This is a genomic window from Zobellia russellii, from assembly GCF_044597075.1.
GTDB lineage: Bacteria > Bacteroidota > Bacteroidia > Flavobacteriales > Flavobacteriaceae > Zobellia > Zobellia russellii.
Window position 1 is genome coordinate 348,778 of the sequence record NZ_CP139000.1, and the last position, 14,589, is coordinate 363,366.

Here is a 14,589-nt window from a genome sequence, read left to right on the forward strand (position 1 = left end):
ATTTAGCTTTAAGTAAAATTTCATAGATGATTTCCAAAGAACAATTTCAAAAAGAAATAGAGTATATCATAACCAACGCCATTCGTGAAGATGTAGGAGATGGAGACCATAGTTCTCTAGCTTGTATTCCAGATACAGCAACGGGTAAGGCTAAATTATTGGTAAAGGACCAAGGTGTTATTGCGGGTGTGGAATTCGCTAAACAAGTTTTTAAGTATGTAGACCCTAGTATGGAGGTAGAAACACTTATAGAAGATGGTTCGGCGGTAAAACATGGTGATATCGTTTTTTATGTCACAGGAAAATCACAGAGCGTTTTAAAGGCAGAAAGATTGGTTTTGAATGCCATGCAGCGTATGAGCGCCATCGCAACCAAAACAAATTCGTTCGTAAAGTTACTAGAGGGTACGGGAACTAAAATTCTTGATACAAGAAAAACTACGCCCGGCATTCGTGCTTTGGAGAAATGGGCGGTAAAAATAGGGGGTGGAGAAAACCATAGATTCGCTCTTTATGATATGATCATGCTTAAGGATAACCATATAGATTTTGCGGGTGGAATTGGTAAGGCTGTTCAGAAAACAAAAGACTATTTAAAGGAAACCAATAGAGACCTTAAGATAATAGTTGAAGCTAGGGACTTAAATGAGATAGAGCAAATTCTTGAAGCCGGTGGTGTGTACCGTATTCTAATAGATAACTTTAATTATGAAGATACCCGTAAAGCGGTAAAGTTAATTGGTGATACGTGCCTAACGGAATCTTCGGGAGGGATAAACGAAGATACCTTGCGTAAATATGCGGAGTGTGGTGTGGATTATATTTCTTCTGGAGCGCTAACACATTCTGTCTACAATATGGATTTAAGCTTAAAAGCGGTGTAAATGTCGCAGGAGATAGAGGATAGAATTGAAAAAATTCCTGTCATTAACCGGCTTGCTCGTTTCTTAAAACGAATAAAATTACCGGCTTTTGAGGGGCTATCGCTCTATGATTTAATGGAAATGTATATTCTTGGTATTTTCCGTGGGGCTATCTCTACACGTGCCAGTTCCATTGCGTTTAGTTTGTTTTTAGCGCTGTTTCCCTTACTGATATTTCTCATCACCTTAATACCTTTTATACTGCCTTACGTAAGTGTGGGCAATGAAAATTTTGATTCTCAGTTCCTTGTTTTTTTAGAGTCTTTTTTACCTTCGGCTACAAGTGATTATTTTGGGGATATTTATCAGCAAATAAAAGACCAGAAAAGAGGTGGGTTGCTATCCTCAGCTTTTTTGTTTTCCATTTTTCTGATGGCCAATGGGGTAAATGCCATTTTTGGAGGGTTTGAAAATTCGTATCATGTAGAGCTTACCAGAAATTTTTTCCGTCAATATCTTTATGCTTTAATGGTGGGGCTTATCCTGTCCATTTTGCTCATTGTGGGTGCTGTTACCTACGGGTATTTTGAGTTTTATATTACGGATTACTTAAGTGTTTGGGCAGCCAAAACACGTGGTTATGATCTTACTGAGAATGATATTGTTGGAGCTCAGATAGGTAAGGTGCTCTTCTTTGTTATACTGTCCTATTTTACAACGGCTATATTGTATTATTTTGGTACGATGGAGGGTAAACATGCACGCTTCTTTTCTGTTGGAGCTTTAATGACTACCTTATTGTTTATGCTTACATCATATCTTTTTGGGGTATATGTTGAAAAATTTGCTAGATATAATGAATTATACGGAGCTTTAGGAGGTTTGTTGATACTTATGGTATATATCTGGTTAAATTCTAATATATTGTTGCTCGGGTTCGAGCTTAATGCTTCATTGAACTCTTTAAGAAAAACATATTCTAGAAGATGAGTGTAACCAATATTACGAGTTTAATTTTCCTGTTTTTATCAATGCTTCCAATGGGGCAGTCCCAAAGTGTATTCGGAAAATGGAAAACCATAGATGACCGCACCGGTAAACCAAAAGCCATTATCGAAATTTATGAAGAAGATGGAAAAATGCATGGTAAGGTGATTGAAATAGTGGAAGAAGGAAAAGAAAACTTTATTTGCACCAAATGCGAGGGAGATATGAAAGACAAGCCTGTATTGGGTATGACCATTATTGAAGATGCAGAACACCATGGGAACGGGGTTTATAAAGGAGATACTCTTTTTGACCCTCAGCAGGCAATGACCTTTAGATGTAAAATTTGGCTTAACCCGGATAATCCTGATGAACTTAAAGTAAGAGGGTATTTGGCCTTTATTTACCGCACCCAGACTTGGGTACGGGTAGACGGATAGATTTTCACTCCACTGTATGCAGTATTTTATTGATGTTATATTACCGATTCCTTTAGAGAAACTATTTACCTACACCGTTTCTGAAACCGAGGCTGAGTTTTTGCGTCCTGGTATGCGGGTAGGAGTGCCTTTTGGAAAGTCTAAGGTCTATACGGGCTTGGTTTACAAGGTGCATACCAATGCCCCTGAAATATACGAGGCAAAGGAGATTGACCGTATTTTGGATGAAGACCCAATTATTAATGCTATTCAGTTAAAACATTGGCAATGGATCGCTGAGTATTACATGTGTACTATTGGCGAGGTTTTCAGGAGTGCCGTACCCGGAGCGTTTTTATTGGAAAGTGAGACTCTTATTCTGCGGAACAGCAGTGGGGAAGTAGATGAATCTGGGCTAGAGGATGATGAGTTCTTGGTCTATGAAGCATTACAGCATCAGGCTGTACTAAAAGTGCAGGAGGTAAGCGCTATTATTGAACGAAAAAATATTCTGCCGGTATTGAACCGGCTAATAGAAAAGAATGTTATTCTTCTTAAAGAAGAAATGTACGAGCAGTATAAGCCTAAACTGGTTCGTTATGTAAAACTGGGCAAAGAATACCTTTCGGAAGAAAAACTAGAAGCTCTTTTAACCGATTTGTCCAGGGCTCCCAAGCAAAGCCAAGTGGTTCTATCCTTATTTCAATTACAAGCTACCAATAAAAAGCCGATTAAAGTTGACGAGCTTGAAAAAACCAGTGGGGGGTCAAAAGCGATTATAAAATCGCTAGTAAATAAAGGAATCCTGGAAGAGTACTTTATAAGAACAGACCGGGTCAATTATGAAGGAGAGGAAGAAAACTATAGTTTAAAGGATTTAAATGAATATCAGCAACAAGCTTTTGACGATATAACCGAGAGTTTTAAAGCGGACAAGGTTACTCTTTTACACGGAGTAACTTCGTCGGGAAAGACAGAGGTGTATGTAAAACTGATAGAAGAATGTTTGCAAAGAGGGGAGCAAGCGCTTTACCTTCTACCTGAAATAGCCTTGACTACCCAGCTTATTTCTCGTTTACAGAATTATTTTGGTGAAAAAATAACGGTGTATCATTCCAAATACAGTGTGCAGGAGCGTGTAGAGGCTTGGAACAATGTTTTGACCAGCAAAGATAAGGCGCAAATAGTCATAGGAGCGCGTTCCGCTTTGTTTTTGCCTTTTTCCAATCTAGGGCTTATTGTGGTTGATGAAGAGCACGAGAGTTCTTTTAAGCAGTTTGATCCGGCACCAAGATATCATGCGCGTGATGCTGCTATAGTGTTGGGTAAATTACATGATAGTAAAGTTCTGTTAGGGTCGGCTACACCAAGTATTGAAAGTTTTTACAATGCTAAAATTGGAAAATACGGATATGCGGCAATTACCCGGCGTTACGGAAATGTGCTTATGCCGGATATTGAATTGGTAGATATAAAGGAACAGAGCCGTAAGCGCCGTATGAAGGGACATTTTTCGGAACGCTTGTTTCTGGCGATCGAAGAAGCTCTGGAGGCAGGCGAACAGGTAATTTTATTTCAAAATAGAAGAGGGTACGCACCAATAATGGAGTGTACTACTTGTGGGCATTCGCCCCAGTGCCCCAATTGCGATGTAAGTTTAACCTATCATCAATATAAAAAACAATTACGTTGTCATTATTGTGGGTATCATATGGCATTGCAAGTAAGCTGTCAAGCCTGTGGTAGCCAGACTTTGGATACCAAAGGATTTGGGACAGAACAGGTGGAAAAGGAGCTGGAAACCTTATTTCCAGATGCTAAGACCTGGCGTATGGATTTAGATACCACTCGTGGTAAACATGGATATGAAAAGATAATAACTGCTTTTGAGCAACAAGAGATGGATATTCTTGTGGGTACGCAAATGTTGACCAAAGGGCTTGATTTCAGAAATGTGAGTTTGGTAGGTATTATGAATGCGGACTCTCTTCTGAATTTTCCGGATTACAGGGCGCACGAACGTTGCTTTCAACTATTGACACAAGTAGCGGGTAGGGCAGGGCGTACCAAAAAAAGAGGTAAAGTTTTAATACAGAGTTATAATCCGTACCACCAAATTTTACAACAGGTATCTACCCATGATTATGATACTATGTTCAATGAGCAGTTGTACGAGCGGGAACAGTATAAATATCCTCCCAGTAATAGAATAATAAAAATCACTTTTAAGCATAGGGAGTATAACCGTCTGAACGAAGCAACAGAATGGTTTGCAAAAGCACTTCGTGCAACTTTAGGGGGTAATGTACTAGGGCCAGAGTATCCGCCGGTGGCAAGAGTACGGAATCTTTTCTTAAAAAACGTATTGATAAAGATACCACATGCCCAATCTGTTGTAAAGACGAAAATAGCTATCAAGAGAATAGAAAAATCGTTTAATTCCGTTTCACAGTATCGTAGTGTACGGGTTATCTATAATGTAGACCATATTTAAGGGCGAATAAAAAAAAACCCGAACACCATTTGATGTTCGGGATTTATATTTTAAAGTAGAAGTCCTAGACATTGGCCAATGCTTCTGCTAACTCGGTCTTCTTGTTCCTGCTCAGAGGAATGGACCTTCCACTAACTTCAACATTTTTACTATTGAATTTTTCTATCTTTTCTAGATTCACAATGTAGGATTTGTGAATGCGCAAGAATTTATCTTCCGGTAGTTGCTGCTCAAATGACTTCATGGTAGATAAGATAACAATGTTGGCCTCATCCGTAACCAATTTAATATAGTCGCCAAGAGCTTCTATCCATTTAATATCATTTAATATAACTTTACGTTTTTTAAGGTTGCTCTTAACGAAAATATGTTCTTCGTCTTCTTGAACTTTATTCATTTGTTCATATTTGGCAACCGCTCTTTTTACCGAAGCATCAAATCTGGCAAGGGTAATAGGCTTGTGCAAATAATCGGTTACATCGTAATCAAATGCTTTAAGGGCATAATCTGGCTTACCTGTAATCAAAATTACTTGAGGACTGTTTTCTAAGGATTCGAGTAGGTCAAATCCACTGATGATAGGCATTTCAACATCAAGAAAAATAAGATCGATCTCGTTGTTCTTAATGCCGTTTTTGGCTTCGATCGCATTGCTGTACTCGGCCACCATAGCTAGGTTGGGATGACTGTTTACAAGCTTCGCGACTGCCATTCGTTGCATGGACGAATCGTCTACGATAATACTTCTTAATTTCATAAATGGGTCGATTTGTGGGGTTAAATCATCGACAAAATACTAAAAAAACGGGCTTAAATACAATAATATTGTAAACTTGGCCTGCTTTTTTGTGTAATTTGTAATGACATAGGTTAAGATTTGGTTATGTAAGATTTTAGGATTATCAAAGTATAACGAAGAAATTTCCGTTTTCTTGTAAAGTCTCATAAATATTATTACTTTTGCAACCCTAAAAAATATACATTTATGAACCATTACGAAACTGTTTTCATTTTGAATCCCGTGCTTTCTGATGATCAGATAGCGGAAACAGTTAAGAAATTTGAGGATTTCTTAATTAAAAATGGCGCCAAGATGGTCTCCAAAGAAAACTGGGGACTGAAGAAATTGGCCTATGCCATCCAACACAAGAAAAGTGGATTTTACCACTTGTTCGAATTTACAGCTACCGGAGAGGTAATTACTCCTTATGAGCAAGAGTTCAAAAGAGATGAACGTGTTATGCGTTTCTTAACGGTAAAACTAGACAAGCACGCAATTGAGTGGGCTGAGAAAAGAAGAACAAGGTTAAAAGCTAAAGCTTAAGGAATTATGGCAACATTACAACAACAAGCAAAAGGAAAAAAAGACGGTGAAATCCGTTATTTGACTCCATTGAACATTGAGACCAATACTAAAAAGAAGTATTGCCGTTTCAAGAAATCAGGTATTAAATATATCGATTACAAAGACGCAGACTTTTTAATGAAGTTGGTAAACGAGCAAGGTAAATTGTTACCTAGAAGACTTACAGGTACTTCTTTAAAATACCAACGCAAAGTGGCTCAAGCAGTCAAAAGAGCACGTCATTTGGCTTTGATGCCATACGTAGGAGATTTATTAAAATAAATTTAAGGCAAGATGGAACTTATACTAAAACAAGACGTAGAGCATTTAGGCTTTAAAGATGATGTCGTAAACGTAAAGAACGGTTACGGTAGAAATTACCTTATTCCAAGAGGTTTAGCCGATATGGCTACAGCTTCTGCTAAAAAGGTATTGGCAGAGAACTTAAAACAAAGAGCTCACAAAGAGAAAAAGGTTGTTGATGCTGCTAGCAAAACAGCTGAAGCTCTTAAAGCTTTGGAATTGAAAATTGCTGCTAAGACAGGTGCTGCCGATAAATTATTTGGATCGGTTACTACTATTGATCTAGCTGCTGCCCTTGAAAAAGAAGGTCACAGTATTGATAAGAAATTTATCAGCATTCAAGGTGGTGCCGTTAAACGTACTGGTCCTTATAATGCACAAATAAGATTGCACAGGGAAGTAATTGTAGATTTCCCTTTTGAGGTTGTTGCAGACAAAAAATAACGTTAACAGAACGTTAATAACCTTATGATAACTTAGAAGAGCTATGCTTGCATAGCTCTTTTTTTTTGCGCTCTTTTGTAAGACTAACTCAAACAGATGATTATGTCTAACAAACTTCATTTAAGTCTTGTGCTATTCCTTTCTTTCTTTAGCGCAATTGCACAGGTTACGACCTCCAACATGAGCGGATCGGTGGTTGATGATCAGAACTTACCTTTATTAGGTGCAAACGTAGTTGCTGTACATACCCCAACGGGTACCAAGTATGGCGCTATCACTAACGAAGATGGTCTATTTAGAATACTTAACCTTAGGGTGGGTGGGCCCTATACGGTTACAGTTTCTTATGTTGGTTTTAAGCCACATAGTTTAACAAATGTGTATTTGTCATTAGGGGAAACGTTTAATGCAAACATAAACTTAACAAGTGAAAGTCAGGCATTGGACGAAGTAGTTGTGGTTTCTGATAGGTCCGGGACATTTAATGGTGACAGAACCGGTGCGGAAACAAGTGTAGGTAGAAGGGAATTAACACGCCTGCCTACCATTTCTCGTTCTGCTCAAGATTTTACTAGGTTAGAGCCAACGGCCAGTGGCAATTCTTTTGGTGGACGTAATGATCAGTTTAACAATTTTTCTTTGGATGGGGCAGTTTTTAATAATCCTTTCGGGTTGGATGCAGCTACTCCTGGTGGGCAGACTGGCTCTCAACCCATATCGTTAGATGCCATTGAGCAAATTCAAGTTTCTACAGCCCCTTATGATGTTACACAATCTGGTTTTACCGGAGCTGCGGTCAATGCGGTAACTAAAAGCGGTACAAACGAGTTTCATGGAACAGTATATGGCTTTACTAGAAATGAAAGTTTAACTGGAGGAAAAATAAAAGGGGAAGATGTTACAAAACCCGACTTGAACCAAAATCAATACGGAATTAGTATTGGGGGGCCTATAGTAAAGGATAAATTATTCTTTTTTGCAAACTTTGAAAAAGATGAAAGAGATGATTTGGGAACAAATGGTTGGGTTTCAAACAGTGGGTCAGGTGCTATTAATGAATCTAGAGTTTTGGAGAGTGATTTGATTTCTGTTCAATCAGCCCTTGCAGCGGCGGGTTATAATACCGGCTCATATGATGGTTTTACGCATGCTTCGGAATCTACCAAAGGTATTTTTAAACTAGATTGGAACATTAACGATGATCATCGCTTAGCTGTTATTTATAATTTTTTAAGAGCATCTAAGGAAAAACCAGCGCATCCAACGGCTATTAATACGAGAGGGCCCAATGCAAATACATTGCAGTTTCAAAATTCGGGATATGAGATTAACAACAACTTAAATTCTTTTCAGTTAGAATTAAATTCAACGTTTTCCTCAACAACTACAAACAAGTTGCAAGTTGGGTTTACTCATTTTGATGATTTTAGAAACCCGTTCTCAACACCTGCTCCAGTAATAAATATTACCAAAGATGGCTCACCTTATATTATAGCTGGTCATGAACCCTTTTCTATTAATAATAAATTAGACCAAAAAGTTTTTCAGGTTACAAATAACATGAATTTCTTTAAAGGTAATCATACATATACAGTTGGATTTTCTTTTGAAAAATTTCAATTTGATAATTCATTTAATTTAAAAGGCTATGGCTTTGATGTCTTTGGTAGTGTAGATATTGCGGATTTTGATGCAAGTAATTATGACTTTGCTGCGGCGCAAGCTACTTTTAATACTAAAAATGCTTTAGGTGATGGAGCAGATGGAGGGTGGTTGTTGGCCGAAACGAATGTCGGTCAATTAGCTTTTTATGTACAAGACGAGTGGAATATATCTGAAAAATTCAGATTGACTTATGGCATACGTATGGATAAACCTCTATTTTTTGATACGGCGGATAAAGCCCAGGAATTTATTGATACGGATAATGGTGAGGTATATCTACCGGATACAGAATATTTTGACCCGGAAACGGGAGAAGCTCTGTTGATTGATTCTACAGAAATGCCTAATAATGATTGGTTGATATCTCCAAGAGTTGGTTTTAACTATGATATAAAGGGAGACAATACATTTAAATTACGAGGAGGAACAGGAGTATTTACCGGTCGTTTTCCTTTTGTTTGGGTAGGTAACCAAGTAAGTGGTGTGGATGCCTTTTTCTATCAGGCCGTAGATCCAGATTTTAAATTTCCCCAAGTTTGGAGAACCAACATTGGTGTGGATAAACGATTGGATAATGGTCTTGTTCTGACTGCAGATTTTTCTTATACGAAAGATATAAATGGTGTTCACGTTCAGAACTGGGGTTTGAAAGAGCCTTCAGGACAATTGCAAGGAGTTGATAATAGGGCAGTTTATTTAGACGGTGACCATGCAAAGGCTACTTTACCTTGGGGTGATGTTGTTAATGGAAACGCTTATGTAATGACAAATTCTGATAAAGGAAGAATCTGGAATGCTTCTTTAAAAGCTGAAAAATCCTTTACCAATGGATTGTATACAATGTTGGCATATAGCTTCTTGGATTCTAGGGATGTAAATTCAATTGAAGCAGAGATAACAGGAGATGCTTTTGCAGGAAACCCAGCTTTAGGTAATGTAAACAATGATGTTTTGGCCCATTCCAAGTATGGTGACAAACATCGTTTTATTGGAGTTGCAAGTAAGAAGTGGGACTACGGTAACGATAAATGGTCAACAACACTTTCCACCTTTTTTGAGTATGCGCAAGGTGCACGTTTTAACTACACTTATGGAGGGGATATTAACGGAGATGGTTCTAGTATTAATGATTTAATATATATCCCAACTACCAGTGAAATTGGAGCAATGCAATTTAGTGGTACGGATGATGCCGCAAGTTTAGAAAATTATATTTCCCAAGATGATTATTTAAATGAAAGAAGAGGTGAGTATGCTGAAAGGTATGGAGCAATATCACCTTGGAGAGGGAAGTGGGATGTAAAATTGTTGCAAGATTATAGAATTAAATGTGCCAATGGAAGAACAAATACCATCCAATTGAGCTTTGATATATTGAATATAGGTAATATGATCAATTCGGATTGGGGATTAATTCAACAACCAAATAGTGAGCAATTATTAGGGGTGAACTTTGATGCGGCCGGATTACCTGTATATACTTTTAATGGTAATGCGGAAAGTAGAACTTTTGGTTATGACTCAAGCTTAGCCTCTAGATGGCAGGCTCAAATAGGTCTACGCTATATTTTCTAGAACTAAAAATCATATTTTATTGAACAAAGGCCGTACTTATCGTACGGTCTTTTTATTTTTGCAGAATGAAATACATGAGGCTTACCAAACAGCAATTAGAAGAGCTGCATCAAGAATTTATAAACTTCCTGGCTACACAATCCATTACGGGTGATGAATGGGAAGAAATTAAAACGAACAGACCACAAGTCGCAGAAGAAGAGATAGATGTTTTTAGTGATTTGGTCTGGGAGGGCGTACTTACCAAAGTAGCGTATTTGGAAAATATCTCCGAAAAGCAAATGCATTTATTCTATTTGGCCGAAAAGGAAATGAAATTAATTTCGGTAAAGGTGATGAACCCAGAAATAGATTTGACCACTAATATTGGGTTTTCTTGGTTCAAGAAAAATTGGCAGTCAGACTTCGTAGAATATTTAACGGCTTCCAAGATGTATACTGAAGATAAAAACCTAGATAAATTTAAGCTTATCCAACAAGGTGCAGTTATTACAAAAGGTGATCTGTACCAATGGTTTGATAAGGTTATAGAGGTTTAGGCGAATCTTATTTTCATCGCACGCTAATTTTACAACAGAGGACGGAATTGGGATTATCTATATAATTCACTGCTCGTCTTTCTAAAATTTTATATTTGCACCACAATTACATCTAATGGCACAAAAACCGAGCATACCTAAGGGAACTAGGGATTTTACCCCTTCCGAAGTCATCAAAAGAAGCTACATTTTTGATATTGTAAAAAGGCATTTTCAGACCTTTGGTTTTCAGCCTATTGAAACCCCTTCTTTTGAAAATTCGGATACCTTAATGGGAAAATATGGTGATGAAGGTGACCGCCTCATTTTTAAGATTTTGAATTCTGGTGATTTCTTGAACAAGGTAGATGATGTTACCTACAGTTCTAAAAATTCAAGTTCTTTAACCCCAAAGATTTCTGAAAAAGCGCTCCGTTATGATTTGACCGTGCCTTTTGCTCGTTACGTAGTCATGCACCAGAATGAGATTGACTTTCCATTTAAACGCTATCAGATTCAACCGGTTTGGCGTGCGGATAGACCTCAAAAAGGACGTTTTCGTGAGTTTTTTCAGTGTGATGCAGATGTAGTTGGTTCTGATTCTCTTTTACAGGAAATAGAGTTTGTGCAGTTGTACGATGCCGTTTTTACTGATTTAAAGTTGGATGGTGTCAACATTAAAATGAACAACAGAAAAATTCTTTCGGGTATTGCCGAAGTTATAGGTGCACAAGACCTCCTTATAGATTTTACAGTTGCTTTGGATAAGTTGGATAAAATTGGTGAAGAGGGTGTGAAGAAAGAAATGGCGGAAAGAGGGTTGACTCCGGAAGCTATTGCCAAGGTAGAACCACTTTTTTCACTAACGGGTAGTAATTTAGAGCAGCTTCAAGCTTTAAGAGACCTGTTGAAGGACTCTGAAACAGGTAGTAAAGGAGTTGAAGAGCTGACTTTTATCGTGAGTACTATTGAAGAAATGGGTCTACAATCCGCTAAACTTTCTATTGATGTTACTCTGGCTAGAGGGCTTAATTATTACACAGGAGCTATTTTTGAAGTTGGCGCACCGGAAGGAGTAAAAATGGGGTCTATTGGTGGTGGTGGCCGTTATGATGACCTCACCGGTATTTTTGGTTTAAAGGATGTAAGTGGGGTTGGCATCTCTTTTGGCTTGGACCGTATCTATTTGGTCTTAGAAGAATTGGGCCTTTTTCCTGAACGTATTGATCAATCCCTGCAAGTACTTTGCCTAAATTTTGGGGATAAAGAAGGTTTGGCCGCGTTAAAATTGGTATCCGCTTTGCGTAAAAATGGTATTAAAGCAGATGTCTATCCGTCCAATGCAAAAATTCAGAAGCAATTCAAATACGCAAATAACAGAAATGTACCGTATGTAGTTTTGATCGGGGAAAAAGAATTGGAAGAAAATTCTTTTGTTGTAAAGCATATGGAAAGTGGTGAGCAAAAAACGTATGCTTTGAATGCCATTTCGGATTTTATAGCAACATTATAACCTCTTTTTAATCTCTTTAATAATTGTCTTATAGTATTCCGTACTATGAGGAACATATTTTTGGGTGTTGGCCAGCCCCCATGTTTCTTGAGAAAATTGAATTAAAGATAGTAGAGCCAAGTCTTCAACTTCACTTTCTTGTTTTTTTAGTTGATGTAAGGGCACTTTAAGTTCACATAAGAAGGTATGATGATATTCGCAGTCTAGCAACTGCTCGGAATGTCTGTGAACGGATTTAAAAATGCCGATTTTTTCCAAAGCTTCGGGTTGAACGCTTAGGCCTATCTCTTCTTCAATTTCGCGCGTTGCCGAAATCTCTATATTTTCTCCGGCCCCAATATGGCCTGCCACCGATACATCCCACAGTAAAGGAAATGCATCTTTGTTTTTAGACCGTTGCTGAAGCAAGATTTGTCCATTTTTGGTATACAACCAAATATGAACCGTTGGGTGAAATAACCCTTTTCGGTGAGCTTCGGATTTCATTGCCGTCTTTCCAGTGGTATTTCCATTGGAGTCGAGGATATCAATTAATTCATCCATATGTAAAAAATAAACCCTCCTTTTTGGGGAGGGTTAGATTTGTTTAATCGAAATAACTAAAAGTTTCTCCGTCTTTAATATTCAAGACCGTTTCGTAAATCAACCTGATTACGTTTTCAACATCGTCTCTGTGAACCGTTTCAACAGTGGTGTGCATATAGCGTAACGGTAAGGAGATAAGAGCGGAAGCAACGCCTCCATTGCTGTAAGCAAAAGCATCTGTATCCGTTCCGGTAGCCCTGGAAGCAGCCATGCGCTGAAAAGGTATTTTGTTAGCCTCAGCAGTTTCAATGATACGTTCTCGTAATTTGTTTTGAACCGCCGGGGCATAGGAAATTACGGGTCCGGCACCAATTTCGGTATGGCCTTGTGTTTTTTGCTCGATCATAGGAGTAGTGGTGTCATGGCAAACATTTGTTATGATGGCCACATTGGGCTTAATGGTCTGCGTAATCATCTCCGCACCACGTAAACCTATTTCTTCCTGAACCGAGTTGGTAATATATAGCCCAAAAGGCAACTTCTTCTTGTTCTCGTGAAGCAAACGTGCTACTTCGGCAATCATAAAACCACCGGCACGGTTATCAATGGCACGACAAACAAATTTGTCTCCGTTCAAGATTTGGAACTCGTCCGGATAGGTAATAACACACCCAACATGAACTCCCATTTTCTCTACTTCCTCTTTGTTTTTTGCTCCTATATCAATAAATATATTATCCAATTTAGGAGGTGTTTCCTTGCCCTTATCGCGGGTATGGATAGCTGGCCATCCAAAAATTCCTTTAACTATTCCATTTTTGGTGTGGATATTCACCCATTTGGAAGGGGCTATTTGGTGGTCACTACCTCCATTTCTAATTACGTACAGTAATCCGTTATCGCTAACGTAGTTTACGTACCATGATATTTCGTCTGAGTGCCCTTCTATTACCACCTTGAATTTGGCATCTGGGTTAATTACCCCTACGGCCGTACCGTATGTGTCCGTTATAAAGGTGTCCACATAGGGTTTAAGGTAGTCCATCCATATTTTTTGACCTTCCCATTCGTAGCCCGTTGGAGCTGCGTTATTCAAATATTTTTCAAAAAAATCAAGTGATTTTTTGGTAAGAATTTTCTTTGTAGCCATTAAATTTATATTTAAATACGAATTTACTAATATTCACTTTTATTTAATAATAAGCAGACCTATTTATCGTTAATTTGGCAAGGCTTTTGTATAATGTCCGTTATGAAAAAAACAATTCTGTTTTTATTTTTTACCAACCTCTTTCTTTTAGGGTATTCTCAAATAGAGGAAGAACCTTTGGACTCCATTGCGGAAAAGATGATTATCGTAGAAGGCGATTCTATATTTAGGAATTCTATAGATTTGGATGAAGTTTATCTGTTCGGGAAATTAAAATTCACTTCCTACAAGGATAAATTAAGGTATTATATTTTGAGAAGAAAGACATTAAAGGTGTATCCCTATGCCAAATTGGCGGCTGAGCGGCTAGAGGAACTTAATGACAGTATTACAAAAATCAAGAAGCGTAGGCACCAAAAGAAATATACCAAAGAAATCCAAAAGTTTATTGAAGAGGAATTTTCCGAAGAATTAAAAAAATTGACTCGTACGGAAGGTCAGATTTTGGTAAAACTGATATACAGACAGACCGGAGAAACGGCTTTTGACCTCGTTAAGGAGCTTAGGAGCGGTTGGCGTGCCTTTTGGTACAATACCACGGCAAGTATGTTTAAAATAAGCTTAAAAGAACGGTTTCAGCCTGATCAAGTACATGAGGATTACCTTATAGAAGATATATTGCAGCGCGCTTTCTCCGAGTTTAGGCTGGAGCGCCAAGAATCTGTACTAGATTATGATTATGCCCAGTTAATCAATAAATGGGGAGATGTAGGAAGCAAACAATAGAA

General features: G+C 38.0%; 14 protein-coding genes. 11 read left to right on the top strand and 3 right to left on the bottom strand.

All coding sequences use genetic code 11. The annotated features are described in order from the left end of the window. The first annotated feature begins 26 nt into the window (after positions 1-26). Genes nadC through priA form a run of 4 tightly spaced genes read left to right on the top strand, consistent with a single transcriptional unit; the run spans position 27 to position 4,763 of the window. Complete coding sequence (gene nadC / locus SJY45_RS01430; RefSeq protein WP_400073020.1) at positions 27-884, top strand: carboxylating nicotinate-nucleotide diphosphorylase; 858 nt, start codon at positions 27-29, stop codon at positions 882-884. After that, positions 885-1,853: a YihY/virulence factor BrkB family protein gene (locus SJY45_RS01435; RefSeq protein ID WP_215439006.1), complete on the top strand. Its 969-nt coding sequence runs from the start codon at positions 885-887 to the stop codon at positions 1,851-1,853. Beyond that, positions 1,850-2,290, top strand: coding sequence for a DUF2147 domain-containing protein (locus tag SJY45_RS01440; RefSeq protein WP_215439007.1), 441 nt, complete (start codon positions 1,850-1,852; stop codon positions 2,288-2,290). Before SJY45_RS01435 ends, SJY45_RS01440 begins: the two co-directional genes overlap by 4 nt. Positions 2,291-2,306: 16 nt before the next feature. Then, positions 2,307-4,763: a primosomal protein N' gene (gene priA, locus SJY45_RS01445; protein ID WP_400073021.1), complete on the top strand. Its 2,457-nt coding sequence runs from the start codon at positions 2,307-2,309 to the stop codon at positions 4,761-4,763. Between the two features lie 64 nt (positions 4,764-4,827). On the opposite strand, the gene SJY45_RS01450 is transcribed toward priA, so the two are convergent. Next, complete coding sequence (locus SJY45_RS01450; protein WP_215439009.1) at positions 4,828-5,520, bottom strand: LytTR family DNA-binding domain-containing protein; 693 nt, start codon at positions 5,518-5,520, stop codon at positions 4,828-4,830. Positions 5,521-5,748: 228 nt separating this feature from the next. Between SJY45_RS01450 and rpsF the strand changes: the two genes are divergently transcribed. From rpsF to hisS, 6 genes are all read left to right on the top strand, one after another. Next, the gene (gene rpsF, locus SJY45_RS01455; RefSeq protein ID WP_215439010.1) at positions 5,749-6,087 is read left to right on the top strand and encodes a 30S ribosomal protein S6; all 339 of its coding nucleotides are present in this window, start codon (positions 5,749-5,751) and stop codon (positions 6,085-6,087) included. Between the two features lie 6 nt (positions 6,088-6,093). Continuing rightward, a complete protein-coding gene (rpsR, locus tag SJY45_RS01460) occupies positions 6,094-6,390 on the top strand; it encodes a 30S ribosomal protein S18 (protein ID WP_013991412.1) in 297 nt (98 codons plus the stop codon). Between the two features lie 12 nt (positions 6,391-6,402). Then, positions 6,403-6,855: a 50S ribosomal protein L9 gene (gene rplI, locus SJY45_RS01465; RefSeq protein WP_289040253.1), complete on the top strand. Its 453-nt coding sequence runs from the start codon at positions 6,403-6,405 to the stop codon at positions 6,853-6,855. Positions 6,856-6,957: 102 nt separating this feature from the next. Next, on the top strand, positions 6,958-10,095 hold the full coding sequence (locus SJY45_RS01470) for a carboxypeptidase regulatory-like domain-containing protein (RefSeq protein ID WP_400073022.1): 3,138 nt from the start codon (positions 6,958-6,960) through the stop codon (positions 10,093-10,095). Between the two features lie 65 nt (positions 10,096-10,160). Beyond that, complete coding sequence (locus tag SJY45_RS01475; RefSeq protein ID WP_215439013.1) at positions 10,161-10,634, top strand: DUF6495 family protein; 474 nt, start codon at positions 10,161-10,163, stop codon at positions 10,632-10,634. Positions 10,635-10,749: 115 nt separating this feature from the next. After that, positions 10,750-12,126 (top strand): histidine--tRNA ligase, encoded by a 1,377-nt coding sequence (gene hisS, locus SJY45_RS01480; protein WP_400073023.1) that lies wholly within the window; start codon positions 10,750-10,752, stop codon positions 12,124-12,126. On the opposite strand, the gene SJY45_RS01485 is transcribed toward hisS, so the two are convergent. Next, the gene (locus SJY45_RS01485) at positions 12,121-12,669 is read right to left on the bottom strand and encodes an NUDIX domain-containing protein (protein WP_400073024.1); all 549 of its coding nucleotides are present in this window, start codon (positions 12,667-12,669) and stop codon (positions 12,121-12,123) included. The two genes, hisS and SJY45_RS01485, sit on opposite strands and share 6 nt — an antisense overlap. A 43-nt stretch (positions 12,670-12,712) precedes the next feature. Next, entirely contained in the window at positions 12,713-13,801 is a 1,089-nt protein-coding gene (locus SJY45_RS01490; protein ID WP_400073025.1) for a M42 family metallopeptidase, read from the bottom strand. 102 nt (positions 13,802-13,903) lie between these two features. On the opposite strand from SJY45_RS01490, the gene SJY45_RS01495 reads away from it, so the two are divergent. Then, positions 13,904-14,587: a DUF4294 domain-containing protein gene (locus SJY45_RS01495; RefSeq protein ID WP_215439017.1), complete on the top strand. Its 684-nt coding sequence runs from the start codon at positions 13,904-13,906 to the stop codon at positions 14,585-14,587. Positions 14,588-14,589: the final 2 nt, after the last annotated feature.

Bases quoted from the DNA above. Each gene is read 5' to 3' on its own strand.
- nadC (WP_400073020.1), top strand. From the start codon at position 27: ATGATTTCCAAAGAACAATTTCAAAAAGAAATAGAGTATATCATAACC.
- SJY45_RS01435 (WP_215439006.1), top strand. From the start codon at position 885: ATGTCGCAGGAGATAGAGGATAGAATTGAAAAAATTCCTGTCATTAAC.
- SJY45_RS01440 (WP_215439007.1), top strand. From the start codon at position 1,850: ATGAGTGTAACCAATATTACGAGTTTAATTTTCCTGTTTTTATCAATG.
- priA (WP_400073021.1), top strand. From the start codon at position 2,307: ATGCAGTATTTTATTGATGTTATATTACCGATTCCTTTAGAGAAACTA.
- SJY45_RS01450 (WP_215439009.1), bottom strand. From the start codon at position 5,520: ATGAAATTAAGAAGTATTATCGTAGACGATTCGTCCATGCAACGAATG.
- rpsF (WP_215439010.1), top strand. From the start codon at position 5,749: ATGAACCATTACGAAACTGTTTTCATTTTGAATCCCGTGCTTTCTGAT.
- rpsR (WP_013991412.1), top strand. From the start codon at position 6,094: ATGGCAACATTACAACAACAAGCAAAAGGAAAAAAAGACGGTGAAATC.
- rplI (WP_289040253.1), top strand. From the start codon at position 6,403: ATGGAACTTATACTAAAACAAGACGTAGAGCATTTAGGCTTTAAAGAT.
- SJY45_RS01470 (WP_400073022.1), top strand. From the start codon at position 6,958: ATGTCTAACAAACTTCATTTAAGTCTTGTGCTATTCCTTTCTTTCTTT.
- SJY45_RS01475 (WP_215439013.1), top strand. From the start codon at position 10,161: ATGAAATACATGAGGCTTACCAAACAGCAATTAGAAGAGCTGCATCAA.
- hisS (WP_400073023.1), top strand. From the start codon at position 10,750: ATGGCACAAAAACCGAGCATACCTAAGGGAACTAGGGATTTTACCCCT.
- SJY45_RS01485 (WP_400073024.1), bottom strand. From the start codon at position 12,669: ATGGATGAATTAATTGATATCCTCGACTCCAATGGAAATACCACTGGA.
- SJY45_RS01490 (WP_400073025.1), bottom strand. From the start codon at position 13,801: ATGGCTACAAAGAAAATTCTTACCAAAAAATCACTTGATTTTTTTGAA.
- SJY45_RS01495 (WP_215439017.1), top strand. From the start codon at position 13,904: ATGAAAAAAACAATTCTGTTTTTATTTTTTACCAACCTCTTTCTTTTA.